This window comes from Streptomyces sp. NPDC048111, from assembly GCF_043202815.1.
GTDB lineage: Bacteria > Actinomycetota > Actinomycetes > Streptomycetales > Streptomycetaceae > Streptomyces.
Genome location: NZ_JBIDBD010000007.1, coordinates 180,154 through 203,245, shown reverse-complemented (window position 1 = coordinate 203,245; position 23,092 = coordinate 180,154). Strand labels below are relative to the sequence as shown.

At 70.9% G+C, this 23,092-nt stretch carries 20 protein-coding genes; 11 read left to right on the top strand and 9 right to left on the bottom strand.

All coding sequences use genetic code 11. From position 1 onward, the window contains the following. Positions 1–449 precede the first annotated feature (449 nt). The 5 genes from ACGF3I_RS15620 (at position 450) to ACGF3I_RS15600 (ending at position 5,413) form a co-directional block, all read left to right on the top strand. Positions 450–1,100 (top strand): TetR/AcrR family transcriptional regulator, encoded by a 651-nt coding sequence (locus ACGF3I_RS15620; RefSeq protein WP_393132143.1) that lies wholly within the window; start codon positions 450–452, stop codon positions 1,098–1,100. 114 nt (positions 1,101–1,214) lie between these two features. Then, positions 1,215–2,279 carry a sodium:calcium antiporter gene (locus ACGF3I_RS15615; protein ID WP_393132141.1) on the top strand — a complete coding sequence of 355 codons (1,065 nt, stop codon included), beginning with the start codon at positions 1,215–1,217 and terminating at the stop codon, positions 2,277–2,279. A 638-nt stretch (positions 2,280–2,917) separates the two neighbouring features. Further along, positions 2,918–3,415 carry a MarR family winged helix-turn-helix transcriptional regulator gene (locus ACGF3I_RS15610; protein WP_393132139.1) on the top strand — a complete coding sequence of 166 codons (498 nt, stop codon included), beginning with the start codon at positions 2,918–2,920 and terminating at the stop codon, positions 3,413–3,415. Next, entirely contained in the window at positions 3,408–4,826 is a 1,419-nt protein-coding gene (locus tag ACGF3I_RS15605) for an MFS transporter (protein ID WP_393132137.1), read from the top strand. Before ACGF3I_RS15610 ends, ACGF3I_RS15605 begins: the two co-directional genes overlap by 8 nt. Before the next feature lie 41 nt (positions 4,827–4,867). Then, positions 4,868–5,413, top strand: a complete 546-nt coding sequence (locus tag ACGF3I_RS15600; protein WP_393132136.1) for a cysteine hydrolase family protein — start codon at positions 4,868–4,870, stop codon at positions 5,411–5,413. Positions 5,414–5,577: 164 nt separating this feature from the next. On the opposite strand, the gene ACGF3I_RS15595 is transcribed toward ACGF3I_RS15600, so the two are convergent. From ACGF3I_RS15595 to ACGF3I_RS15575, 5 genes are all read right to left on the bottom strand, one after another. Further along, entirely contained in the window at positions 5,578–5,844 is a 267-nt protein-coding gene (locus ACGF3I_RS15595) for a metal-sensitive transcriptional regulator (RefSeq protein ID WP_393132134.1), read from the bottom strand. Between the two features lie 65 nt (positions 5,845–5,909). Beyond that, positions 5,910–6,482 carry a rhodanese-like domain-containing protein gene (locus tag ACGF3I_RS15590; RefSeq protein ID WP_393132132.1) on the bottom strand — a complete coding sequence of 191 codons (573 nt, stop codon included), beginning with the start codon at positions 6,480–6,482 and terminating at the stop codon, positions 5,910–5,912. Between the two features lie 106 nt (positions 6,483–6,588). Then, positions 6,589–7,335, bottom strand: a complete 747-nt coding sequence (locus ACGF3I_RS15585) for a sulfite exporter TauE/SafE family protein (RefSeq protein WP_393132130.1) — start codon at positions 7,333–7,335, stop codon at positions 6,589–6,591. Continuing rightward, positions 7,332–7,691: a rhodanese-like domain-containing protein gene (locus ACGF3I_RS15580; RefSeq protein WP_393132128.1), complete on the bottom strand. Its 360-nt coding sequence runs from the start codon at positions 7,689–7,691 to the stop codon at positions 7,332–7,334. Before ACGF3I_RS15580 ends, ACGF3I_RS15585 begins: the two co-directional genes overlap by 4 nt. 42 nt (positions 7,692–7,733) lie before the next feature. Then, positions 7,734–9,119 (bottom strand): rhodanese-like domain-containing protein, encoded by a 1,386-nt coding sequence (locus tag ACGF3I_RS15575; RefSeq protein ID WP_393132295.1) that lies wholly within the window; start codon positions 9,117–9,119, stop codon positions 7,734–7,736. Positions 9,120–9,312: 193 nt separating this feature from the next. On the opposite strand from ACGF3I_RS15575, the gene ACGF3I_RS15570 reads away from it, so the two are divergent. The 4 genes from ACGF3I_RS15570 (at position 9,313) to ACGF3I_RS15555 (ending at position 13,562) form a co-directional block, all read left to right on the top strand. Further along, positions 9,313–9,705: a DUF302 domain-containing protein gene (locus tag ACGF3I_RS15570; protein ID WP_393132126.1), complete on the top strand. Its 393-nt coding sequence runs from the start codon at positions 9,313–9,315 to the stop codon at positions 9,703–9,705. 1,289 nt (positions 9,706–10,994) lie between these two features. Next, a complete protein-coding gene (locus ACGF3I_RS15565; RefSeq protein ID WP_393132124.1) occupies positions 10,995–11,774 on the top strand; it encodes a CBS domain-containing protein in 780 nt (259 codons plus the stop codon). Between the two features lie 137 nt (positions 11,775–11,911). Beyond that, positions 11,912–12,568 carry a CBS domain-containing protein gene (locus tag ACGF3I_RS15560; protein ID WP_393132122.1) on the top strand — a complete coding sequence of 219 codons (657 nt, stop codon included), beginning with the start codon at positions 11,912–11,914 and terminating at the stop codon, positions 12,566–12,568. Positions 12,569–12,689: 121 nt separating this feature from the next. Further along, the gene (locus tag ACGF3I_RS15555) at positions 12,690–13,562 is read left to right on the top strand and encodes a universal stress protein (RefSeq protein ID WP_393132120.1); all 873 of its coding nucleotides are present in this window, start codon (positions 12,690–12,692) and stop codon (positions 13,560–13,562) included. A 2,783-nt stretch (positions 13,563–16,345) separates the two neighbouring features. Here ACGF3I_RS15555 and ACGF3I_RS15550 read toward each other — a convergent pair. Then, on the bottom strand, positions 16,346–16,849 hold the full coding sequence (locus ACGF3I_RS15550; RefSeq protein ID WP_393132118.1) for a flavodoxin domain-containing protein: 504 nt from the start codon (positions 16,847–16,849) through the stop codon (positions 16,346–16,348). 707 nt (positions 16,850–17,556) lie between these two features. Between ACGF3I_RS15550 and ACGF3I_RS15545 the strand changes: the two genes are divergently transcribed. Further along, positions 17,557–18,696: a permease gene (locus ACGF3I_RS15545; RefSeq protein WP_393132116.1), complete on the top strand. Its 1,140-nt coding sequence runs from the start codon at positions 17,557–17,559 to the stop codon at positions 18,694–18,696. A gap of 8 nt (positions 18,697–18,704) precedes the next feature. Here the strand turns inward: ACGF3I_RS15545 and ACGF3I_RS15540 are convergent, their stop codons facing one another. Continuing rightward, positions 18,705–19,028: a helix-turn-helix transcriptional regulator gene (locus ACGF3I_RS15540; RefSeq protein ID WP_393132114.1), complete on the bottom strand. Its 324-nt coding sequence runs from the start codon at positions 19,026–19,028 to the stop codon at positions 18,705–18,707. A 163-nt stretch (positions 19,029–19,191) separates the two neighbouring features. On the opposite strand from ACGF3I_RS15540, the gene ACGF3I_RS15535 reads away from it, so the two are divergent. Further along, positions 19,192–21,120, top strand: coding sequence for a galactose oxidase-like domain-containing protein (locus tag ACGF3I_RS15535; RefSeq protein ID WP_393132112.1), 1,929 nt, complete (start codon positions 19,192–19,194; stop codon positions 21,118–21,120). A gap of 160 nt (positions 21,121–21,280) precedes the next feature. Here ACGF3I_RS15535 and ACGF3I_RS15530 read toward each other — a convergent pair whose 3' ends face one another. Next, entirely contained in the window at positions 21,281–21,832 is a 552-nt protein-coding gene (locus ACGF3I_RS15530) for a MarR family winged helix-turn-helix transcriptional regulator (protein WP_393132110.1), read from the bottom strand. A gap of 33 nt (positions 21,833–21,865) precedes the next feature. Further along, the gene (locus tag ACGF3I_RS15525) at positions 21,866–22,891 is read right to left on the bottom strand and encodes a PP2C family protein-serine/threonine phosphatase (RefSeq protein WP_393132293.1); all 1,026 of its coding nucleotides are present in this window, start codon (positions 22,889–22,891) and stop codon (positions 21,866–21,868) included. Positions 22,892–23,092: the final 201 nt, after the last annotated feature.

The following is a 23,092-nucleotide window of genomic DNA, read 5'->3' as shown; positions in this document are numbered from 1 at the left end:
AGAACACCATGTCCTTTCGTCCGGACCCGTTGGGCAAGGCCGACGGAGTACGGCACTCCACCCGCGACGACGGCCGTGCTGCCACCACCAGTTCGTCAGCGGCGCGGCGCTGCGGGTGCGGCGAGGCCGTCGGTGAGCATGCGCCGGTCGACTTCGGGCGGGGACGCCGGGGCGGGCGGCCAGGTGCCCGGGGGCGCTGAGCCGGCGCACTGCCTTGAGGGCTCCGATCTCGCCGGCGGCGCCGTACCCGCGGCGGAGCGTGCCGTCGAGGTTGCGTCCGGCGCCGGTCGTAGGGCGCGCCGGGCGTCCGACCACACTGGCGCGCACCACCGAGTCCCTGCGCGCGTCCACTACCCGCTGCGCGGCCTGGGACCGGCGGTCGTGGAGACGACTGATCGCTGCGTCATTGCCGTTGACGGAGTGAGTACTCACTCCGTACAGTTGGAGGCATGACAGAGACCTCTGCAACTCCCTCCCGGCGCCGTGCGGCACCGATGGAACCCGACCAGCGCCGCGCGATGATCGTCGCTGCGGCCCTTCCCCTCGTCGTCGAGTACGGCTCCTCTGTGTCCACCGCGAAAATCGCCCGCGCGGCCGGCATCGGAGAAGGCACGATCTTCAGGGCCTTCGCCGACAAGGACGCCCTGCTCGCGGCCTGCATGGCCGAGGCGGTACGCCCCGACGACACCGTCGCCCACCTGGAATCGATCTCGCTGGACCAGCCACTGACGGCACGGCTCACCGAGGCGGCCGAGGTGATGCACGGCTACATGACACGCCTGGGCACCGTCGTCGGAGCCCTCGCTGCGACCGCGCGGCCGGAACGCACCACCCCGCCCCCATCCGGCAAGGACGGCCGCTCCCCGGACCGCGAGGCGGGCCTGGCCGCGCCGCGCGCGGCCCTGGCCGCCCTCTTCGACCCCGACCGGGACGCCCTAAGGCTGGCGCCGGAACGCCTCGCCGACGCCTTCCAGCTCATGGTCATGTCCGCAGGCCGCCCCGGCGCCCCGGACCCACTCACCACCGAAGAACTGGTGGACCTCTTCCTGCACGGCGCACTCACCACGCCCAAGCAGGCCCAGCCCCAAGACCACACCTGAGCGGCCCCCGGCAGGTCCGACGGAGCCGGGGGCTGGGTGTGCCAAATGCACCGGCTGCGCCTGCGACTGACGAACAGTGCGGTGGAGCGGCCGACGGCGGGTACGGGGCGCGGTATGGGATCTCTGAGTTCGCCGGTGTTGCTGGTGCTGTTCCTTCTCAGCGCGGCAGTGATCTGGTACGCGGGCATCAAACTGTCGGACACCACGGACGTCCTGTCCGAACGGCTGCACCTGGGCAGCGCGCTGGGCGGATTGGTCCTGCTGGCGATCGCGACGAACCTTCCGGAGATCGCGATCACCGCGAGCGCGGCGATGAGCGGGCAACTCGATGTCGCCGTGGGCAACATCCTCGGCGGCATCGCCCTGCAGACCGTGGTGCTCGTGGTCCTGGACGCCGCCGGCGTACGGCCGCGCGCACCGCTGACGCGGCTGGCCGCGAGCCTGGTCCTCGTCCTCGAAGGCGTGCTGGTGATCGTCGTGCTGGCCGTGGTCGTGATGGGCACTCAGCTGCCCGGTGACCTGTCCTTCGCCCGACTGGATCCCGCGTCCATGGCCATCGCGGCCCTCTGGATCGGCGGACTGCTCCTGGCGAACCGGGCGGGCAGGGGACTGCCGTGGCACGCGGGCGGCGACGCCCCGGGCGCGCAGCCGGAGCCGCGCGGGCACTCCAAGGGGAAGAAGGAGAAGTCGGCCACCGACAAGGGCGTGAGCACCGGCCGTGCTGCCCTCGTCTTCGCCGCCGCGGCAGCGGCGACGCTGGTGGCCGGTGTGCTGATCGAACGCAGCGGAGAAGAGTTCTTCGCACGGCAGGGCCTTTCCGGCGTCCTGTTCGGAGCCACCGTGCTGGCCGCGGCCACCTCCCTGCCCGAGGTCAGTACGGGCATCACCTCGACCAAGCTCGGCGACTACCAACTCGCCATCAGCGACATCTTCGGCGGCAACGCCTTCCTGCCGGTGCTGTTCCTGCTGGCCACCGTGATCTCCGGGCACCCGGTCCTGCCCGCCGCACACCACACCGACATCTACCTCACCGCCCTCGGGGCCGTCCTCACCAGCGTCTACGTGGCCGGACTCGTCTTCAGGCCCCAACGACAATTCCTGCGCATGGGGATCGACAGCCTCGCCGTCCTGCTCATGTACGCAGCCGGCATCGCGGGCCTGGCCACCATCGGTACCTGAGGCGGGGGCCGCTGCCCAGCAGACACTGCTGCCGGCCGGGCCGTACGAAGTGGAGCGGGCGGACGGCGCGTATGCGCGGTTGACGTTCGGGGAACCGCTCCAGCGCGCTCAGCCGCGACGGCCAGCGGACGGCCGGTATGCCAGAGGCCGCGTACAGACCGGACGCAGAAGTCCGGGTCGGCCTCCCACCCGGACACCCCCGCCCGCAGACCTATCAACAACGGCGCCATGCGCTCGGCACAGGCCGCGTCGTACAGACGGATCACCTCGCTACCGCTGTCGCGCAGTGCCTCGGCGACATCCCCCTCCCCCAGCGTCTGCATGCCACACCCGCTTCCTTCGTCAGTCCGAAGGGGCCAGCTTGGGTCTTGCGCTGGGATTGCCCCGCCGCCCTGATCTCGGCTCGACTCCCCTGCGAGGGGCGTGAGCCCGGACGGCTTCGGGTTCCACCCCGGCGTGCTTCACCGCCTTCCGCGATCGTCTCGCCGAAGACACCGGGCCGACTGCCTCACGATCTCGCGCCTGCCCGCCGGCGCACAGCAGCGCGCCCGCAGCGCGAACAGCACGTCGGCACGAGCATCCCGTTTATATACAGGCAAGACTGTACAGCTCACCCTGTGCGAGTTACGGTAGGTGGTATGCCCACCGATCCCGTCGCGAGCGGCACCCCCGGCTCCCCGCCCCGCCCCTCACCCACCGCCGTCCAGGCGTCCCGCGAGGTCAGGGCCGTCATCAGCCGCCTGCGCCGCCGCATCCTCGGTGCCTCCGAGGCCGAGGACCTCACCCTCGGGCAGTCCACCGCGCTCGCCCGCCTCGCCCGCGAGACCGAGACGCCCGCGACGGCGGCCGGGGTCACGACCAGCGTGCTCGCCGCCGCCGAGGGCGTCCGGCACCAGTCGATGACCGCGACCGTCACCGCGCTCGCCGCGCGCGGCCTCATCCTCCGCACCCCGGACCCCGAGGACGGCCGCCGGCTGCTGATCACCCTCACCCCCGAGGGCCGTCGCCGTGTCCACGAGGGCCGCCAGGCCCGTGCCGAATGGCTCGCGACGCGGCTCCAGCAGGAGTGCACGGAGGAGGAACTCCGGGCGGTCATCGCCGCCATGTCCGTACTGGAGCGATTGACGTATGACTGAGCCGGCCACCGGGGCCGGGACGAGCGACAAGGGCCCCCCGGCCCAACAGCCCCGTTTCAACCGGCGGTTGCTGCCGCCGATGATGCTCGGCTCGGTCCTCAACCCGATCAACTCGACGATCATCTCGGTCGCGCTCATCCCCATCGGTGACGCGCTCGGCGCGCCCCCGTCGAAGACCGCGTGGCTCGTCTCGGCGCTCTACCTCGCAACCTCGCTCGGGCAGCCCGTCGTCGGACGGCTCATCGACCTCTTCGGGCCACGCAGGCTCTTCCTCATCAGCACGGGTATCGTCGGCCTCGCGGGCGTGCTCGGTTCCCTGGCGCCCAACCTCGGCGTCCTCGTCGCGGCCCGCGTCCTCCTCGGTTTCGGCACGTGCGGCGGCTATCCCGCCGCGATGGCGCTCGTGCGGAGCGAGGCGGAACGGACCGGGCGCGACAGCCCCGGCGGCGTACTCACCGCGCTCGCCGTCGCGAACCAGACCATCGCCGTCATCGGCCCGCTCCTCGGCGGCCTCCTCATCGCGGTCGGCGGCTGGCGCGCGACGTTCGCACTGAACATCCCGCTCGCCGTCGCGGCGGTGCTGCTCGGCTGGTGGCGACTGCCCAAGTCGGCCGGTACGGGCCAGAGTCCGCAGCGCGGCCGGGTCGCCGCCCAGCTCGATCTGCCCGGCATGGCGCTCTTCGCGGTCACCCTCACCTCGCTGCTGCTGTTCCTCATGAACCTGCACCCGCGGGACTGGTACCTGCTCGTCATCACGCTCCTCGCCGGAAGTGCCTTCGCGCTGCGGGAGTCGCGCGCGGCCACGCCGTTCATCGACCTCCGCGTGCTCGGCGGCAACACGCCGCTGCTCGCGACATACGGACGCGCCCTCGTCGCGTACGTCGTCGCGTACTCCTTCCTCTACGGCTTCAGTCAGTGGACCGAGGAGGGGTACGGGCTCTCGCCGTTCCACGCCGGGCTCGTGCAGATCCCCATGTTCCTGCTCGCCATCGGCGTCTCGATCTGGTCCGGGCGCCGCACCGGCGTACGGAGCAAACTCCTCGTCGGCGCGCTCGGGCAGATCGCCGCGTGCCTGATCCTGCTCACGCTCTCCGGCACCAGCCCGCTGTGGAGCCTGCTCCTCGTGGCCCTGGTGTTCGGTGTCCCGCAGGGTCTCAACAACCTCGCCCTCCAGAACTCCGTCTACTTCCAGGCCGATCCGGAGCGCACCGCGTCCTCCGCCGGGCTCCTGCGCACCTTCGCCTACATCGGGTCGATGGTCGCCTCGTCCGCGAGCGCCGCCTCTTTCGGGGAGCGCGCCGACACGGGAGGCATGCACGAACTGTCGTGGATCATGCTCGGCGCCGGCGTGCTCTTCCTCGTCATGACCCTCTTCGACCGCTCCCTCGGGCGGATCGGCACGTCGGCCTGATTCCCCTCGCACCCCGGTTTCCCGCAAGTGAAAGGCCCCTCATGTCCCGCACCGCCCTGCTCCTCATGGACTTCCAGAACGCCCACGCCAGCCGCGTGGACCCCGCCCCCCTCGCCCGGGCCGCCGCCGCCCTGAAGGCCGCCCGGGAGAAGGGAGTACTCGTCCTCCACGTCGCGCTGCGCCTGCGCGCCGGGCACGTCGACGCACACCCGAACAACGCGGTGTTCGGCGCCCTGCCGCACGACCGCTTCGTACCGGGCGACCCGGACGCCGAGATTCACCCGGACGTGGCCCCCGCGCCCGATGAAGTCGTCCTGTACAAGAACCGCGTCAGCGCCTTCGCGGGCACCAACCTCGACCAGATACTGCGGGCCCAGGACGTCGGCCACCTCGCCCTCGCGGGCATCGCGCCCGGCGGCATCGTGCTCTCCACCGCGCTCCAGGCATTCGACCTGGACTACCGGATCACGACGCTCTCGGACGCGTGTGCCGACCCGAGCCCGGCGCTTCACGACGTCCTGACGAAGGACCTCCTCGCGAAGCGGGGCGATGTCGTGACGGTGACGGAGTGGACGGCGACGCTCTAGCGCCGCGACCGCGCGGCTTCACCGGTCGAGGCGGCATGCAGGGCCCCCTGTGTCCGAAGACCGTGGGCGCCACGCACATCACCATGGTCCTGTCCGGCGGATCCGGCCCGGCTTGCGCAGCGGCTGGCCCCGGCCGGGCGCCCGATGGAGCCGACCGGGGGCGGTCAGGCGAGGGCGAGGAAGAGTTTTTCGAGTTCCTCTTCCGTCATGGGCGCCTGGTTCTCATCGGCTTGGCTCATGCACTGGCGCATGCCGCTGGCTACGATCTTGAAGCCTGCCCGGTCGAGGGCCTTGGAGACGGCGGCGAGTTGGGTGACGACGTCCTTGCAGTCGCGGCCGGCTTCGATCATGGCGATGACGCCGGACAGCTGCCCCTGAGCGCGGCGCAGACGGTTGAGGACTGCGTTGACTGCGTCGTCGTCGACCTTCACAGGTGCCTCCCGGCTTTGTGTGCTCTCACCCCATGGTACCCCAGGGGGTATCCGGGCGCCGAGGGTCAGCGGTCGCGGAGGGCGGTGAGGGTGGCGTCGAGGTCGCCCTGGTGAGGGCGGTTGTGCGGGAGTTTGGCCAGGACGGCGGCCATGCCGCAGGTATTGGTGAGGGCGGAGAAGATCAGTCCGCCCGCGACACCCGCGGAGACGAGACGGAAGGCGGCCCGCAGACGGCCGAGCACGAGACCGGCGAGGACGACGGCGCCGGCCGTGAGGCGGACCTGTCGTTCCATGCTCCACGCGGTGCTTCGGGTGTGGTCGGGGTGGTGCAGGGGGTGGCCGTCGGCGGCCCACGCTCCGGTGCCGCCGGCGAGGGTGGCGGTCGCGACGCCCTGCGCGGCCAGGGACTTGCAGGCGTTCTCGGAGCGGGCCCCGGAGGCGCAGACCACGAGGATGTCGCCGCGCTCGGCCGCGTGGCGGATGCTGGGGAGAGCCTGCTTCAGGTGGTCCAGGGGGACGTTGAGGGCGCCGGGGAGGTGGCCCGTGGCGTATTCGCCGGGGGTGCGGACGTCCAGGACGATCAATTCGTGCAGACGGGCGCGGGCCTGGCCGGCGCCGAGGGTGTGGGGGCTGGACATGATGCGGTGCTCCGGGGTTGTGGTGGGGATGTGCCCGGCCGGATCCGGTTGACGCCCGGGGGCATCGGTGGGACATGGCGGCAACAGTTCTCGCAGGTCGGGTCGGTCAGGTGAGGGCGTCGGTGAGCATGAGACCGGCCGCCGCCAGCAGCACGGCCGCAAAGACGCGCTGGAGGGTGGGGCCGGAGACTTTGCTGGCGAGGCGCTTGCCGTCCCAGGCGCCGAGGATCGCGGCACCGGTGAAGGGGGCGATGACCGCCCAGTCCAGGGGCGTGCTGCTGCCGGCGCGGGCGACAAGGGCAGCCAGGGAGTTGATGGTGATGACCAGCAGACTGGTGCCGACCGCGGCCCGCATGCGCAGGCCGAGTACGGAGACGAGGGCGGGGACGGCGAGGAATCCGCCGCCCACCCCGAGGAGTCCCGTGACGGCGCCGAGTCCGGCGCCCGCCCCGGCTGCCCGCGCGGGTCTGGGTGGCCGCAGTTCCTCATCGGTGGCGGGCGACCTGAGCATGGCCAGCGCGGCGAGGACCGCTATCGCGGCGAACGCCGCCGTCAGCACCGCTTCGGGCACGTGTGCCGCGAGGGTGCCCGCTGCGACGGCGGGCAAGGTCCCGGCGGCCGCGAACAGCGCCCCGGTCTTCCAGCGGACGTTGCCGGACCTCGCGTGCGAGGAGAGGGCCGTGGCGGAAGTCGCGGTGACAATGATCAGCGAGGCGGTGGTGGCGGCCGCCGGGGTGAAGCCGAGGAGATAGATCAGGGCGGGCACGGCCAGTACGCTGCCGCCACCACCGAGAGCGCCGAGCGCCAGGCCGATGACGGCTCCGGCGACGAGAGCGAGAACGAGGACACTCACGCTATCCGGCCACGGCTTCCGCGGTCGTCGACCACCGGCAGTCCGGCTGACGCCCAGGCGTTCATGCCGCCCTTGACGTCGGCGGCGTCGAGGCCGCGTTCGGTCAGCAGCTTCGCGGCCTGCTGGGAACGGTGCCCGGAACGACAGATCACGACCAGCGGCCGTCCCTCGGCCGCGGCCGGCAGGGCCGTACCGGCGACCAGTCGGGAGAGCGGGACGTGCACAGCGCCGGGGGCGTGCCCGGCCCTCCACTCGACCTGCTCCCGCACGTCGAGGAGTACGGCATCACCATCGGTGATGCGTTGCCGTGCCTGGGCGGGGGTGACGCGTGCGGTACCGCGGCGGAAGAGGAACATCGGGTATGTCTCCGATCGGGGAACGTGATGGTCGGCGGTGGTTCAGCGACGTAGGTCCGTGGTCAGGGGCAGTCCGGCGTCGAGGGCGGCGTCGAGGGCGGCGTCGAAGGAGTCGTCGACGGCGACGACGTCACGGCCGGCGGCGTCCAGCAGGGACGCGGCGATGGCGGCACGCATCCCGCCGGCGCAGTGCACCCACACCGTTCCGGCCGGTATCTCGCCGGCCCGGTCCCGGACCTCGTGGACGGGGATGTGGAGGGAATCCCGTATGTATCCGCCGGCGCGCTCGGAGCGGCGGCGCACGTCCAGAACCACCGGGTCCTCTCCGGCTTCGCGGGCCGTACGCAGAGCGGCAAAGTCCGCGCGGGGGAAGGGCCGCAGCGCCCCTCCCTCGCTCAGCCAGTCGGCGGGGTCTCCGGTGGCCGCCGCCGCAGGGCGGTCGATACCGACCCGCACCAACTCCCGCTGTGCGTGGGCGAGTTGGGCCGGGCTTTCGGCGAGCAGCGTGACGGGCTTGCCCCACGGGATCAGCCAGGCCAGGTAGGTGGCGAGCTTGCTGTCGGCTTCGAAGTTGACCGTTCCGGCCACGTGTCCCGCGGAGAACGCGGTCCGGCTGCGCAGGTCCACCACCCATTCTCCGGCGGTCAGCCGCTCGGCGATCTCCCTGCCCCCCGCCGTCCTCGGCGGGGTCAGGTCGACCGGCGCGGGGCCCGCGGAGTTGAGGGGACCCATGTGCACGTAGTAGGCGGGCACGTCCTCCAGCCCGGCGAGCGTGTCCGCGATGAAGGTGTCCACGTCCTTCGTCAGCGCGGGGTTGGTCCGGCGTTCCCGGCCGATGGTGCTGGAGGTGCCTTCCGCCTGCGACGAGGAGCAGAAACTGCCGAACCCGTGCGTGGGCAGGAGCTGCACCGCATCGTCGAGTTCGGCGGCCAGCCGGTGTGCGGAGGCGTACTGCGCGCGGGCCAGCTCCTCCGTGAGGCGGGGCTCGACCAGGTCGGGTCGTCCCACACTGCCGATCAGCAGGGAACCGCCCGTGAACGCGGCCACCTCCCGCCCGTCCTCCCGCAGGACGTAGGAGGTGTGATGCGGGGTGTGGCCGGGAGTGGCCAGCGCCCGCAGGGTCAGACCGTCCTCGACGGGCAGCGTGTCGCCGTCGGTGACCGGGGTATGGTCGAAGGAGACCCGGGCCGCGGCCGGCACCAGGTACGTCGCCCCGGTCAGCCGGGCCAGCTCCAGGCCGCCGCTCACGTAGTCGTTGTGCACGTGCGTCTCGGCGACGTACGCGATCCGCACGCCCCGTCCGGCCGCTGCCGCAACCACCCGCTCCACGTCCCGCGGCGGGTCTATCAGCACGGCCGCCTCCCGACCACCGGCCAGGTAGCTGCGGTTTCCCAGACCCTCGGTCTCCAGGATGTCCACGAAGAACACGGAGGCCTCCTTTCTCGCGTCCATTACCCCGGGGGGTATCTGCGATCCACTGTAGCAGTGATACCCCCAGGGGTATTCTGGACGGTGAGGAGGCCACCCGGGCGCTCCGCCGACGGCGGGGCCTCCACCCCGATGCGGGGCCTCCGAGGTATCCAGGAACGCAGCAGGGTCACGCACAGACGGAGACGCATCCATGTCCTACGACCGCACCGTCCGCCTCGACAGCAACTTCGACGACACCGTCACGGCCGTCCGCGCGGCCCTCGCCGACCAAGGCTTCGGCATCCTCACCGAGATCGACGTCACCGCCACCCTCAAAGCCAAACTCGGCCACGAGATGGAGGACTACCTCATCCTGGGCGCCTGCAATCCGCCCCTCGCCCACCAGGCACTGGAAGCCGACCGCAGCATCGGCCTCCTGCTGCCGTGCAACGTCGTCGTGCGCCGCGACGGCAACAGCACCCTCGTCCAGGCCCTCGACCCCTCCACCATGGTCACCCTCACCGGTCTCCCCGCGCTGGAGGCCGTCGCTGCCGAAGCCACGCAGCGTCTGGACGCGGCCCTCGATGCCCTCACGGGCCGATAGGAGCTGACGGCCACGCCACTGGAGAGCGGCTCCACTCCGACTCCCGAGACGGGCGCCGGCGAGGCCTCGCAACGGCACGTGCTGTTCCGCTCACCGAGCCGCGCCGCCAGACCCGCCCCGACGGACCCGCCGCGGGCCCAAGCAGCGTACGGAGTCCGGGGGTGGCTGCATTCGTGGGCCGGTCAGAGGAAAAGCCCTGCGGCGGGCGCGGGTCGTCGGATGCCGCAGGGCTTCCTGGCCGCCGGCGTCTCCCCTCTGCGCCGGCGACCCTCAGCGATTGCTTGCGTCTCCGCTGAGCCCCCCTCCCGTACCCGAGGGCGGGCACCGCCCCTCCGCGGGAGAGCGCGAGAGCGATGGGCCGGTCAGGTACGGAACTTACGGGTAGAGCTTCTCCTGGGGCGAGCCTCCCCGAAAGCCGCCACCCGGGCCCGCTTCAGGGACGAACGGCCCTAGCCGTACTCGCTGTTGCTCAGGCCGCAGTCGTGGATGCGCAGCGCCTGACGGCTCGTCGTCCGTGCCGTGTCACCGGTCCATGCGGTTTCCACCAGAGGCGGGTCGGTTGTTGAACGTCAGCAGTGACGAGGGGAGTTACGACCGCAGGCGACCGGCCGGTGGGGCCGGTGTGGGGCCTGGGCACCCCGCCGGCGGCATGCCCATGCGAGGTCGGGCTTGACCGCGTTCGGCCCGGTGCGGTGAGGTCACGCCGCTCTCCAGGGATGGGCTCGCGCATTTCTCCTGGTGGGCGGGGCGATGATCCGGCGGGGGTCCGGACGACGTCCTCACCTTCAGTGAGCCTCGAAGTCGTTCACTCAGCACGCCTGTGGCCGTCCGCTCTGCACCGGGCAGGCATGCGGGAGGGCTGGTCGGCCCCAGCGGGGGCCCGTTGGCCCCTCCCCCCTCCTGCCGCCGTGCACCACGCTGAGAGCAGGCCGACTCACAGGTGCAGGAGGACTCTCCATGACTCGTCGTGTGGCCGTCGGCATCAACGGTTCTGGCGCCAGTTCAGTGGCCGCGCACCAAGGTGTCAGGAAGGCGTCTTCGCGGCAGGCACTGTCGAGGCCGGCGCATGCGTTGACCGGCTCTTCACCCGGTCGCCGTCCGCCGGGCCGGCCGTCGCCTCGGTCGCCGAAGCTGCACGCTGCACCGTTCGTCCCGGGCTCGCGCGGCCCGGGAAGGCTTGCGGGCTTCGGCACAGGACCGGACGGCACCCCGGCCCCCTGCATCACGGGGCCGCGCCCGCGGCCGTCATCGCTCATGCCTGAGTGCGCCGCTGTAAGGGAGTTCACGCCATGTCGCATCGCACCATTGCCGACGTCATGACCCGAGATGTGATCACGGTCGGTCCCGACACCTCACTCAAAGCGGTCGCCCATAGTCTCGATCGCGGCGGAGTCTCGGCGCTGCCCGTGGTGGACACGCAGAATCACCCCGTCGGCATCGTCTCCGAGGCCGACCTCCTGCGCCGGGAAGCCGCTCTGCCGGACGCCGAGGGAAGGGATCTCATGCGAGGGGGAGCGGTCGCGCCCCCTCATTCGACGGAGTCCCGGACGGCCGGCGATCTCATGTCGGCCCCCATTCTCACGGCCCGGCGTCAATGGGGCATCGTGGAGACGGCCCGCTTTCTGCACGAGCGGGGCGTCAAGCGCCTCCCCGTGGTCGACGACACCAACACGCTCGTCGGCATCGTCAGCCGCTGCGACCTGCTGCGCCCCATGCTCCGTCGCGACGACGCCATCCGCGACGAAATCGTCACGGACGTCCTCGGACGTACCCTGCGGATGACCCCGGGAGGGGTGCGGGTGACCGTGCGCGAGGGCGTCGTCTCCTTGACCGGCCAGGTCGAGGCGCGCTCCGCCATCCCGGTCGTCGAGCGCCTGTGCCAGGCCGTGGACGGTGTCGTGAGTGTGGACCAGTCCCTCGAGTACGCCCTCGACGACCTGGCCCCTGCCCATGCCCCGCACCCGGGCCGCCCCTCGGCCGGGCCCGGTGGTCCGGATGAACCGGGCGCGAGGATGCGCACACGTCGAGTCCGGGGGCGGGGAGGTCAGGGCCGTACGCCTTGTCGGTGACGTCCCCCCCCCCTGAGCATGAACGACGACATGGCGTCGCGGCCCCCGCAGCGGCGGGGGTGCCCTGGCTGCCGTCGGCACTTGCTCCGGCGTGAGCGACACGGCCGTCGCCGGCGGCCCCGAGCAAGGAGGAGCCCATGAGACATCGTGAACTGCGCGAGCTGATGACCCGGGACGTCGTCACCGTCCCCCCGGGAGCGACGTTCAAGGACATCGTCCGGATCCTGACCGAACGCCAGGTGTCGGCGGTACCGGTCGTCGACGGCGAAGGACGCCCCCTCGGCGTCATATCGGAGAGGGACCTTCTGCCGAAATCCGCTGACCAGGGCGGATACTTCAGGTCCCTGTCCGAGCAGGAGGCCTGGGAGCAGGAGAAGGCACAGGCCGTGCGGGCGGACGAGCTCATGTCGGCCCCGCCCGTGTGTGCGAGGCCCGACTGGACCGTGGCCGAGGCGGCCAGGCTCATGGAGGCCCAAGGAGTGAAGCGCCTTCTGGTCGTCGACGATGCGGAGGTGCTCGTCGGAATCGTCAGCCGCAGGGATCTCCTGGGTGTCTTCCTGCGGGGAGACGACGAAATCCTCCACGAGATCACGGGTGACGACCTTGACCGCACCCTGCACCAGAGCCCCGACGCGGTCACCGTGACCGTCATCGACGGCCGGGTCGAACTGCACGGAACAGTGCGGTTCAAGAGCCTTGTCCCGGTGATCGAGCGGCTGTGCCGAACTGTCGACGGCGTGATCGACGTGGTCGATCGCCTCGACTACGCGATCGACGACACCGCGGCGGAATGACGAGGTGGACCCGCGAGGCAGGGGGCCGGCGTCAGTCGGCTCGGCAGACGGCTCCCCTGCGAGTTCGGGGCACAGGGACCTGCGAGCACCGGGTCCCACGGTTCGACCGAGAGGAGGCGCCGTGAACGGCCACATCGTCGTGGGGCTCGACGGAAGCCGGGAGAGCGTTGCCGCGAGCCACTGGGGGGCAAGGGAAGCACGCCTACGGGGCGTGCCGTTGCACCTCGTCCATGCCGAGGAGTGGGCGACACCCCTCGGCATTCCCATCACCGCCGAGATACGCCGAAAGTGGGCGGACGCCCTGCTGCGTGACGCGGCGGACGAGATGCACAGGAGCGATCCCACGCTGACCGTCAGCATCCGGTCGATCGACGGGCGGCCGGCGGCCTCCCTGGCCGCGAGCGCGCAGAGCGCAGCCATGCTTGTCCTCGGGTCCCGCGGCTTGGGCAGGCTCACCGGGTTCGTCCTCGGGTCCGTGACGATGTCACTCATCCATACGACCGAGCGGCCCGTCGTACTGGTGCGGGCCGGCGAGGCCACCGAGACCCCGGCAGGCCAACACCGCAGCGACCGGCGGTTGGTGGTGGGGCTGGATACCGGTCGGCCGTGCGACGCACTCTTGGCCTTCTCGTTCGAAGAAGCATCTCGCAGGAGCTGCACCCTTCACGCGGTCCATGGCTGGACGCCGCCGGCGGTGGCGGGGTACGGGGCGGCCTACGACCCCCGGGTGCGCGCGCAGCTCGACCTCAGCGCGAAGTCCCGGCTCGACGACATGCTTCGTTCCTGGCGGGCGAAGTACCCCACGGTCAGCGTCACGGAGCACGTGCACGCAGGTCATGCGGCGTGGCAGCTCCTGGCGGAGGCGTCGGATGCGGAACTCCTCGTCGTCGGCCGCCGTATCCGCCGATCGCCCGTCGGGGCGCACATCGGCCCCGTCGCCCACGCCGTCATCCACCACGCCCACGCGCCCGTGGCCGTCATCGCTCACGACTAGGCCCTCTCGTTTGGATCACCGCGCAGACCAGAGGAAGACGCCCGCGATGTGGAGTCCGGCCAGGTAAGGGTCGCGGTCTTCTCATAGCGCGGATCCCACGCGTGCGGAGGTGCTCGGCCAGCACCAGCAACTTCCCCCACACCCTGCGGCAGTGGGTCGACACCCCCCCCGTCGCAGCACGAATGCCCCTGGACCCGACGAATCGCCGCTGCCTCCTTCAACCGCCCACCGATTTGCCCCTACGCGCTCCGCCGGTCCTACGCCCAGTGGCACGCGGACGCGGGCGCCGCCGCGATGTCCTGCGCGGCCTGGCCGAGAGGAACTCACCGCCATCAGGACGTGGTTGCGCGCCAATAACGACCAGGCCGCCGACGCGGACATGGTGCCCAAGCGGCCCTGGCGGCGTACGACGACGCGCACCAGGCGCCGGTCCGGACGGCCGGCTGACCGTGGCCGACGACGACGCGACAGCCCTGGATCAAGATCCGCGCGCGGATCCCCTTCAAGCGGGCAGGCGGCCGCTGCGAGTGGACGGGCACTGTGGTCCGACGCACCCGGGCGGCCGCTGTCCCGCCGTTTATGAGGAGATCCATCCGGACACCGGGTCCGTGCCGGCTGCCCGACCGCCCACCTCAACCAAACTCCCGAAGACCAGCGAGATGCTGGTAGGCGCGCGCCCGGCCCACCTTGCGGGATACGCCCGAGCAACGGCGAGGGGAGTCCTGCGAGACGGCTACGGACGGGAACGTTCAACCGCTCTGCCGTCCGCGCCGTCAACTCAAGACCGTATCGGCCCGGCCAGACCCGGTTCGGGTGCGGAAGGGGTGCGATGTGGCGCGCACGCTCTTCACTGATGAGCCCACCAGGCCGCCCCTGTACCGATGGCAGTGGTTATGAGTGTGATCAGCCACGCCGGTACGCGCTGAATGGTCACGTGGAGTCCCCCACAACGGAGTTCGAGTGCCGGAACCGGCGTGACGGGTTCTGTTCTGCGGCTCATCTTGTCGTCCTCCCTGGGGGCATCGCCCTGTGCGGGTCGCATGTACTCCGGCTCCTGTCGCGTGCCATTGCGTGACGTCAGCGGAAGAAAGGACACAGCGTTGCTGTGCCGCCGGGGCGACGGGCCGCGTCGATATCGGTCAACTCGGCATCGCTCCAACCGAGTTGAGGCCGGCCCGCAGGTCAGATCGCGGTGGTCTCGGGTACGAACCTATCGCGCTTCGATTCCTGACCGCTCGGGGCGCTTGTGTACAAAACAGGGGAGGAAACTTTGACGCTCTGGACACAGACCTGACGGGTTGGACTCTTGGCACTTTCGGGTCCGTGCGGTATAGCCGCGTCTGACGTGCCAGTTGACGGGTGGCAGCGTCCCCAAGCTGACAGGGGCAGGGGCGCGCACGCAGCGAGGCAGCACGCATGCAGAGCGGGCAATGCGACGACGCTCCCAGCGTCACTGACGGCGCCATGAAGCCCTGAGGGTGTGCAGGTAGTAGCGCTGGAGGCAGCCCATTCGGCACTGGCCTACCACGGTGGTCACTTGGCGGTGGGTGGTAGACGGCAGCGTCGGGGCGGGTGTGTCCGGTGAATAGGCGGCTTCGGTACCCACCTCCCGCGAATCACGCTGATCACGCCGTGGGAGCTATCCCGCCGAGTACGTCACGGCGGACGGCGAACTGAGGGTGGAGCATGAGGTGGATGCCGTGGCTCTGGCGAGCCACCTCGTCCTGCCGGCCACTGCCAGTGCGGCGAGGTCACGTGGTCGCAGAACAGCCGGATCGCGCCTGGTAGCCCCGGTCGGCGAGCCGCACGGCCTGCGCGTCCTTGCCGGAACCAGCGCAGAAAGCGCACTGCGACAGCCACAAGGCCGCCCCAGCCCGGCCCCCCGCTGACCCCCGCACCAGGCCGCCACGACGCCCGAATCCGCGGTGCTGGGACGTTCTTACGGAACACTCCACGCGTCGCGGCATCGCGGCATCGAAGCGCCGCGCCCAACCTTGCCGGCCAGGCATGCCCCCTGTTCCCACTGTCCGTCAGCAAACCCGAGAGGATCGGGGTGTTCCGCACCCCTGATCACCGTGGCTCTCGCCATCGTCGCCACTCCGCTCGGTGCAAGCGTCGTCTCCGGCCGACTTCAGGAGCGTGCCGCCGAACGGCAAGTGCGCGCCAACCACGGAGAACCAATGCGCCGCGACCGTCTGGAGACCCTCACCGCGCTTGCCTGCGCCGCCTCCGACCACCGCCGAAGACCTGAACGCAGCCCGCGAAGCCGCGAAGAACGCCCACGACCAGTTCGTGAACACCGCCGCCACTACCGCTCCCCGAGCAGGAGTCCTCTCGGATGAGGCGACTCTCCTTCCGCCACCATGGGCGCGCTCCCGGAGCCCTCTCCCCTGAGGAGCAGCACGTCGTCGGCCCGTGCGACGCGATGCTCGCCGCCGTCCGACCGGCACGTCCGCGCCGGCCACTGGCCACGGTGGGAAGTGAAAGCCCCCCGGGCCAGGTCCCCCAGGCGGTCTGGTGGGCTTCTCCGGCGGTCACGGCCGGTCACGCTGCGGCGGCCGAGCGCTGTGCCGCGACCGCCACACCGTGAGCCGGGGCGTGGCGTCCTCGCGCCGCACGGGTCTGCCTCCTGGTCGTCACGCCCGAGCAGGCCGGGGCGGCCTCCGTCCTGAGGGGCCCGCCACGCCCAGCCCTCGCCCGCTCACCCCTGTTGGTGCTCTGATCGCGAAGATTCACCTGGGGTGCCGTTCGCGGTGCGGTAGTCGTTCGCGGTCTGGTGTGCCTCAGTCCGAGTCCGCGAGCTCGGCGCTGATGTGATGGGCCCAGGCTCGGATCCGCTCGGGATTGCGGAAGTCGCCTCCCTTGCCCTGACGGGCCAGCGCTTTGGCGACAAGGCCTGGTGTGTATTCCGTGATGCTGCCGCCGAACGTGGCGTGCTGGCGTGCGCCCAGGCGCTCCATCTGATGAGCGACCGCCCGCACCGGCGGAATGTCGTGCTCCTCGGCGGAGCGGTCCAGCGGCCCGCTGCTGAACAACCAGACGGGACGGTGCTTCAAGTAGTCGACGTTGCGTTCGGCGCAGCGCTTGGCCTTTCGGCTCCAGCGTCCGGCGTACAGGGCCCCGCCCAACACGACGGCGTCATAGCCCCGAACGTCGTCCACGTCGTCGGCCGGCAGCACGACGGCGTCGAGGCCGTCCTCGCGCAGAGTCATGCCGATCTGCTTGGCGATGCCCGCGGTGGCTCCGTGCCTGGTGCCGTAGGCGACCAGTACCCGCTTCGAAGTCATGGTCTCTTTCCGTTTCCCATGTCTTCGATGCGTCACATCGAGGTCCCCGTGCCTGCGGGCAACGGCTCGCGGGCGACCGGTGCCCCTTCGCATGCGGCTCGCCGAGGGACGTCCGGATTCCATGATCGAGCCGAGCATCATCCGGCACCCAGTGCCGACGGGGTCCGGATCAGGGCCGAGTGGGCCCTACCCGTGACGGCCCGGTCGGCCCCGGAGACGCGCGCCGGGAGGTCCCATCGTGTCTTCGCTCAGCGCCGCTTCGCCGGCCGGCGCTCGGCGCAGCTCGTCGACGCCGACCCCGGGTGCGAGAACGGCGGCGCCTGCGGCGACAGGCCGAAGGCTGGGCTGCGCGGCCGACCAGGCCGACGACGGGCGCCGGACAGGGCGGTCTGCCCTGGTCCGGTGCAGTAGTCGGAGCCCACATGGCCCCTGGATGGGGGCGGCGGCATCACGCCAGTCAGTCGCTGACGCAATGTTCTGCCGGAGCGGCATCCGTCCGTCAACGAGTCATTGCGCAACAGTTCCCCCTGGACCGCACCCGCGTCGTGAGTGGGGCTGCGGCCATGGCGCGGGTGCGCAGTTCGCCGCTCTGGGGGTTCTCCGCGTGCGCAGCGGGTCGGGGCGCGTACCTCCTGAGGATCGCGGTACCCATGAGCCGTACCCGGTCCCGGGTGCTGCACCGGGTACCCCCGGACAGGAGGACGTCCATGCACGCAGTTCGGCACGCCCTGGCGATCACCGGCTCGATGGCCTGGGAGATCGCCTGGGCTCTGATCCTGGGCTTCGCCCTGTCCGCCCTGGTGCAGGCGGTGGTCCGGAAGTCCACCGTCGTCTCCCTGCTGGGTGACGACCGCCCCCGTACGCTGGCCACCGCGACCGGTCTCGGCATCGCCTCCTCGTCCTGCTCCTACGCCGCGGTGGCACTCGCCCGCTCCCTCTTCCGCAAAGGGGCGAACCTCACCGCGGCGATGGCCTTCCAGATCGCTTCCACGAATCTGGTCGTGGAACTCGGCGTCATCCTGGCCCTGCTGATGGGCTGGCAGTTCACGGCCGCCGAGTTCGCGGGCGGCGTGGTGATGATCGTCGCCCTGGCCGTCATGTTCCGGCTTCTGCTGCGCGACGGGCTGGTGCGCGCTGCGCGGGAGCAGGCCGAGCGGGGGGTGTCGGGAGCCATGGAAGGGCACGCCGCGATGGACATGTCGGTCCAGCGCGAGGGCTCCTTCGTGCAACGGCTGTGCTCACGCGAGGGCTTCACTTCGGTCGCCCACATCTTCGTCATGGAGTGGGCGGCGATCCTGCGTGACCTCGTCGTAGGTCTGCTCGTCGCGGGCGCCGTCGCCGCCTGGGTTCCCGATTCCTTCTGGCGCACCTTCTTCTTCGACGGCCACCCCCTCGCGGCCAAGGTATGGGGTCCGTTGATCGGGCCGCTGGTGGCGATCGTCTCGTTCGAGTGCTCGATCGGCAACGTGCCGCTGGCCGTCGTGCTGTGGAAGGGCGGCATCAGCTTCGGAGGGGTCGTGGCGTTCCTCTTCGCCGACCTGCTGATCCTGCCGATCCTGAACATCTACCGGAAGTACTACGGTGCCCGGACGGCCCTCTTCCTCCTGGGCACGTTCTACGCGGCCATGGTCCTGGCCGGGTACGTGGTCGAGTTCGTCTTCAGCGGTCTCGGCCTCGTTCCCGACAGTGGCGCCGCGGCACTTCCGCAGGGCGGTGTCAGCTGGAACTACACGACCTGGCTGAACATCGTGTTCCTGCTGCTCGGCGCCGTCCTGGTCCTGCGGTTCCTGCGTACCGGAGGCAAGGACATGCTGGCCATGATGAAAGGCTCGGCCGACCGTCGCTGAGAGCGGTTTCAGGGGGACGGGGGAACCTCGCCGCCGATGTGCTCCCGCCGCGGGGTCAGCGCCAGCAGCATCCCGACGGACAGGCCCGCCTCCGCCGGGTGCCGCAATGACCCGTCCGGGTCGACGGTGTACCGGTTGGTCCGGCCGACCCGCTCCCGGCACACGTGGCCGGCGGCTTCGAGGTCGGTCAGGATGCGCTGCGCCGTGCGTTCGGTGATCCCGCACGTGGCGGCGACGTCACGGATCCGGATGCCGGGAGCACGAGCGAGGATCATCAGTACGCGGGCGTGGTGGGTGAGGAAGGTCCAGGGTCGGCCCCGGCCGTCGTTCATCGTGAGTGAACCCCCTGTTCCTGCCGTACGACGGTGGCACCCGGGCGGAGAGTGCCCCCTACGGGTTATTTTGCACTATGCAAACGAGCGTGTCTCCCCCGGCCCCGCCCCCTCCTGCGATAGCTGTCGAGACCTGCCGAGCCCCTTCGCCCCGGAGGCCCCCATGCCCGCCCGTACATCCCGTCCGTCGTCCCACAAGACCTGGCTGAGTGTGGGGGCGGTACTGGTCCTGGCCGCCGCGAACGCGCCGGCCGTGCTCGGCTTCGCCCAGGAGAAGTACCACGCCTACGAGATCGACACGGACGACTACAAGGCCGAGCGCGGACACTGGGACCTGATGGCCATGCCGGCCCGGTACCAGTTGAACTCGATCCATGCCGTGCTGCTGCGGACCGGCAAGGTGCTGCTGATCGCCGGCTCCGGGAACAGCGTCAAGCAGTTCGAGGGCGGCACCTTCAAGAGCACTCTGTGGGACCCGGCGAAGAACACCTTCAGGAAGATCGACACCCCGAAGGACATGTTCTGCGCCGGACACACCCAGCTTCCGGACGGCAAGGTACTCATCGCCGGCGGCACGGCACGGTACGAGACGCTCGGCGGCGACGTGAAACGCGCCGGCGGAGCCATGCTCGTCAAGAACGAGGACCCCGACCAGGACCGCACCTTCCCCAAGGGCACCGTCTTCCTGTCCGCGTCGGGGAAGACCTACCGCTCCCAGTTCCCCGTCCACGTGCCGCCCGCGCACAAGGCCATCAGCCCGGTGACCGGAAGGGCGACGGTCACCGCCAACGAAGCCCGGGTCTACGTGGAGGCGGACGAGGAAGGCGCGGGCGGCGTCACCAACACCACCGAGCAGTACGAGATCCAGGGGCTGCGCGGCGAGGACGACGACAACTTCTACGGCATCGCGAACAAGCTGGGCCTCGACAAGAAGGACTTCCAGGGGATCAGGGACGCCTACGAGTTCGATCCCGCGACCGAGAAGTACACCAAGGTCGGCTCCATGAGCGAGGCCCGCTGGTACCCGACCCTGCTCACCCTCGCCGACGGCAAGGTCCTGGCCACCTCGGGTCTCGACGATGTCGGCCAAGTCGTGCCCGGGAAGAACGAGATCTACGATCCCGCCACCCGCACCTGGAGCAAGGCACCCACCCGCTACTTCCCCACCTACCCCTCGCTGTTCCTGACCACCGGCGGGAAGGTCTTCTACTCGGGGTCGAACTCCGGGTACGGTCCGGCCGACCAAGGGCGCGCACCCGGCATCTGGGACCTGGCCGCCAACACCTTCCGCACCACGTCCGGGCTCAAGGACTCCGACACGCTGGAGACGTCGGGGTCGGTGCTGCTGCCACCCGCGCAGGACCAGAAGGTGATGGTCTTCGGCGGGGGCGGCGTGGGCGAATCGGAGAAGGCCACCGCCCGCACCGCCGTCATCGACCTCAAGGCGCCGCATCCCGTGTTCGGTCCCGGCCCCGACCTGCCGCACCGGACCCGCTACCTCAACACCGTGCTGATGCCGGACGACACCGTCTTCACGACCGGTGGCTCCGGCGACTACCGGGGCCGCGGCGAGAGCGACATCCTGGCGGCCCAGTTCTACGATCCCAAGACCAACGCCTTCCGTGCCGCCGCCGATCCCGCCGTCGGACGCAACTATCACACCGAGGCCCTGCTGCTGCCGGACGGCCGGGTCGCCGTCTTCGGCTCGGACCCCCTCTTCGGCGACGCGGACAACACCAAGCCGGGCACCTTCGAACAGCGCGTGGAGGTCTACTCCCCGCCCTACCTCTACCGCGACAACCGGCCCCGGCTCGGGGACGCCCCCGCGAGCGTGCGACGCGGGCAGAGCATCACCATCCGCACCGCGGATGCCGCCCGCATCACGACCGCGCGACTGATCCATCCCGGATCCGCCACCCACGTCACGGACTTCGACCAGCGCTCCGTCGCCCTGGGCCTGAAGCAGGCTCCCGGCGGCATCACGGTCACCGTCCCGAACGACCCGTCCCTGGTTCCCGCGGGCTGGCACATGCTGTTCGCCACCGACCGGCGCGGCACCCCGTCGGAGGCCGTCTGGATCCACGTCATGTGAGGCTGCCCGCGCCGGTCCGCACCCTCGCCCGCGCCTTCGCCCGCGGAGGAAGGCGACAGCACCGCCTTCACCACGGCAGCCCGGAGTTTCAGCTGGGCACAGGCGCTGCGGCGGTGGCCCCACGGGGGAAGCGATGGCGACGCGCAGTGGAACGGGGCATTCAGGCGGTGCCCCTTGGCGGGTTGTCGGACCAACCCAGCGGGTAGAGGGCGTCCGCCTCGTCCGAGACGGCCGGCTCGCCGCCTGCCTCACTGAACGCGGTGAGAGCCTCGACCAGGGCGGCGCGCTGGCCGGGGGCGACCCGGGAGACGATGTCGGCGATGGCTTCGCGCCGGCGCGCGGTGACGTCGTTGACCAGACGGCGGCCGTCGTCGGTCAGGCCCAGCAGGGTCTCACGACGGTTGTCGGGGTTGATCCGGCGGTCGGCCAGACCGGCGGCGATCATGCGGTCGATCATCCGCATCGCGGTGGACGGCTTCACTCCGAGATGGTCCGCCAGCACGACGAGCTTGGCCGTACCCCGGGTCGCAAGGACGACCAGGAGCCGGAACTGAGGGAGCGTCACCCGGTCCTCGACCGCCGCCAGTGAGCGGGCGGACACCCCCACCAGAACACGGGAGGCGGTCAGCACCGCGCGGGTCACCGCGTCGACATCGTCATTGCCCGCGGTGACGTGCTCCGTGCCCGCTGCGGGCTGCGCTCGGTCGGCCATACCTCTTTTTACCGTGCCGCGCCCGCCCCGCCCTCATCCGGCCCTCTGTTCGCGGTGGCGGAGCAGGAGCATGGCGGCATCGTCGTGGAGCGGCCCCTGAGTGTGCAGCACCAGGTTCTCGCGGAGTTTTTCCAACGCCGCTTCGGGATCGGGGTCCTTGAGGTGGTGCGTGCGCCCGCCGAGGGGGTAGAAGGCACCGGTCTCGTCGCGAGCCTCCGTGACCCCGTCGGTGTACAGCAGCATCTGGTCCCCCGCCGCGAACGGGACCCGGAACGGCTGCGGGCCGGTTGCGGCGTGCGCGGTCAGCCCCAGGGGCAGGGCGTAGCTCCTCGGCTCGGGGAACGAGACGGTGCCGTCGGCGGACAGCAGGAGCGGGGGCGGGTGCCCGTAGTTCACGAAGGTGACCGTGCCCGTGGAGTCGATCTCGGCGAGGAGGGCCGTGACGAACTTCTCGTCCTGCAGGGCCCGTTCGCAGGTTCGCTCGATCCGCGCGCCGACCGCCACGAGGTCGGGTTCGTCGTGCGCCGCCTCGCGGAACGCGCCGAGCACGACGGCCGCGGTCTCGACCGCTTCGAGGCCCTTGCCCTGTACGTCTCCGACGATGACCCGCACCTTGTCCCCGACGGCGGCCACTTCGTACAGGTCGCCGCCGATGCGAGCCTCCGCGACGGCCGAGGTGTAGGAGACAGCGATCCGCAACGGGCCCGCGCTGCGCGGCACCGGACGCAGCAGGACCCGCTGGGCGGCCTCGGCGATCGAGCGGACGCCGGCCAGCTCCGCCTCCCGGCGCCGGCGCGTCACTGCCGCCACGACGCCGGCCGCCGTTACGCCGGCCACCGCGCCCAGGGCGGCATAGCCGCGCCGTTCGGCGAAAAGGCCGTCGTACATGCCGAGCGCGCAACCCAGCACCAGGGCAACGGTTCCGATCAGGGCCGTTCTGCGCCAGCCGCCGGCCAGACCCGCGAAGGCCGGCCCGAGCGAGACCAGGGGCAGCAGGCCGATGTCCGGTCCTGTCGCCGCGTCCACCACTGCGACCAGGGCCATCACCGCCCACGGCATCGCCGCCAGGGCGACGGCCTCCCGCCGCCCCGCCCGCGTGGCCGCACGCTGCTTCTCTCGGTCCTCGGCCGACCCGTTTTCGTAGCCGGCAGACACCGCTCGTCGCCCCATGGCCGCCCTCCCTCTCAACCTTTAGACTATGCAAAGGTTCTTCCGGAGCGGCATTCCGGCCGCCCACAGTTATCCGATCGACGCCGTCCG

What these genes read in the sequence shown, in the direction of transcription:
- ACGF3I_RS15590 (WP_393132132.1), bottom strand. Translation starts at nt 6,482, where the DNA reads ATGTCCAGCCCCCACACCCTCGGCGCCGGCCAGGCCCGCGCCCGTCTG.
- ACGF3I_RS15615 (WP_393132141.1), top strand. Translation starts at nt 1,215, where the DNA reads ATGGGATCTCTGAGTTCGCCGGTGTTGCTGGTGCTGTTCCTTCTCAGC.
- ACGF3I_RS15535 (WP_393132112.1), top strand. Translation starts at nt 19,192, where the DNA reads ATGCCCGCCCGTACATCCCGTCCGTCGTCCCACAAGACCTGGCTGAGT.
- ACGF3I_RS15530 (WP_393132110.1), bottom strand. Translation starts at nt 21,832, where the DNA reads ATGGCCGACCGAGCGCAGCCCGCAGCGGGCACGGAGCACGTCACCGCG.
- ACGF3I_RS15550 (WP_393132118.1), bottom strand. Translation starts at nt 16,849, where the DNA reads ATGACTTCGAAGCGGGTACTGGTCGCCTACGGCACCAGGCACGGAGCC.
- ACGF3I_RS15545 (WP_393132116.1), top strand. Translation starts at nt 17,557, where the DNA reads ATGCACGCAGTTCGGCACGCCCTGGCGATCACCGGCTCGATGGCCTGG.
- ACGF3I_RS15620 (WP_393132143.1), top strand. Translation starts at nt 450, where the DNA reads ATGACAGAGACCTCTGCAACTCCCTCCCGGCGCCGTGCGGCACCGATG.
- ACGF3I_RS15570 (WP_393132126.1), top strand. Translation starts at nt 9,313, where the DNA reads ATGTCCTACGACCGCACCGTCCGCCTCGACAGCAACTTCGACGACACC.
- ACGF3I_RS15580 (WP_393132128.1), bottom strand. Translation starts at nt 7,691, where the DNA reads ATGTTCCTCTTCCGCCGCGGTACCGCACGCGTCACCCCCGCCCAGGCA.
- ACGF3I_RS15600 (WP_393132136.1), top strand. Translation starts at nt 4,868, where the DNA reads ATGTCCCGCACCGCCCTGCTCCTCATGGACTTCCAGAACGCCCACGCC.
- ACGF3I_RS15540 (WP_393132114.1), bottom strand. Translation starts at nt 19,028, where the DNA reads ATGAACGACGGCCGGGGCCGACCCTGGACCTTCCTCACCCACCACGCC.
- ACGF3I_RS15560 (WP_393132122.1), top strand. Translation starts at nt 11,912, where the DNA reads ATGAGACATCGTGAACTGCGCGAGCTGATGACCCGGGACGTCGTCACC.
- ACGF3I_RS15605 (WP_393132137.1), top strand. Translation starts at nt 3,408, where the DNA reads ATGACTGAGCCGGCCACCGGGGCCGGGACGAGCGACAAGGGCCCCCCG.
- ACGF3I_RS15610 (WP_393132139.1), top strand. Translation starts at nt 2,918, where the DNA reads ATGCCCACCGATCCCGTCGCGAGCGGCACCCCCGGCTCCCCGCCCCGC.
- ACGF3I_RS15525 (WP_393132293.1), bottom strand. Translation starts at nt 22,891, where the DNA reads ATGCCGTGGGCGGTGATGGCCCTGGTCGCAGTGGTGGACGCGGCGACA.
- ACGF3I_RS15565 (WP_393132124.1), top strand. Translation starts at nt 10,995, where the DNA reads ATGTCGCATCGCACCATTGCCGACGTCATGACCCGAGATGTGATCACG.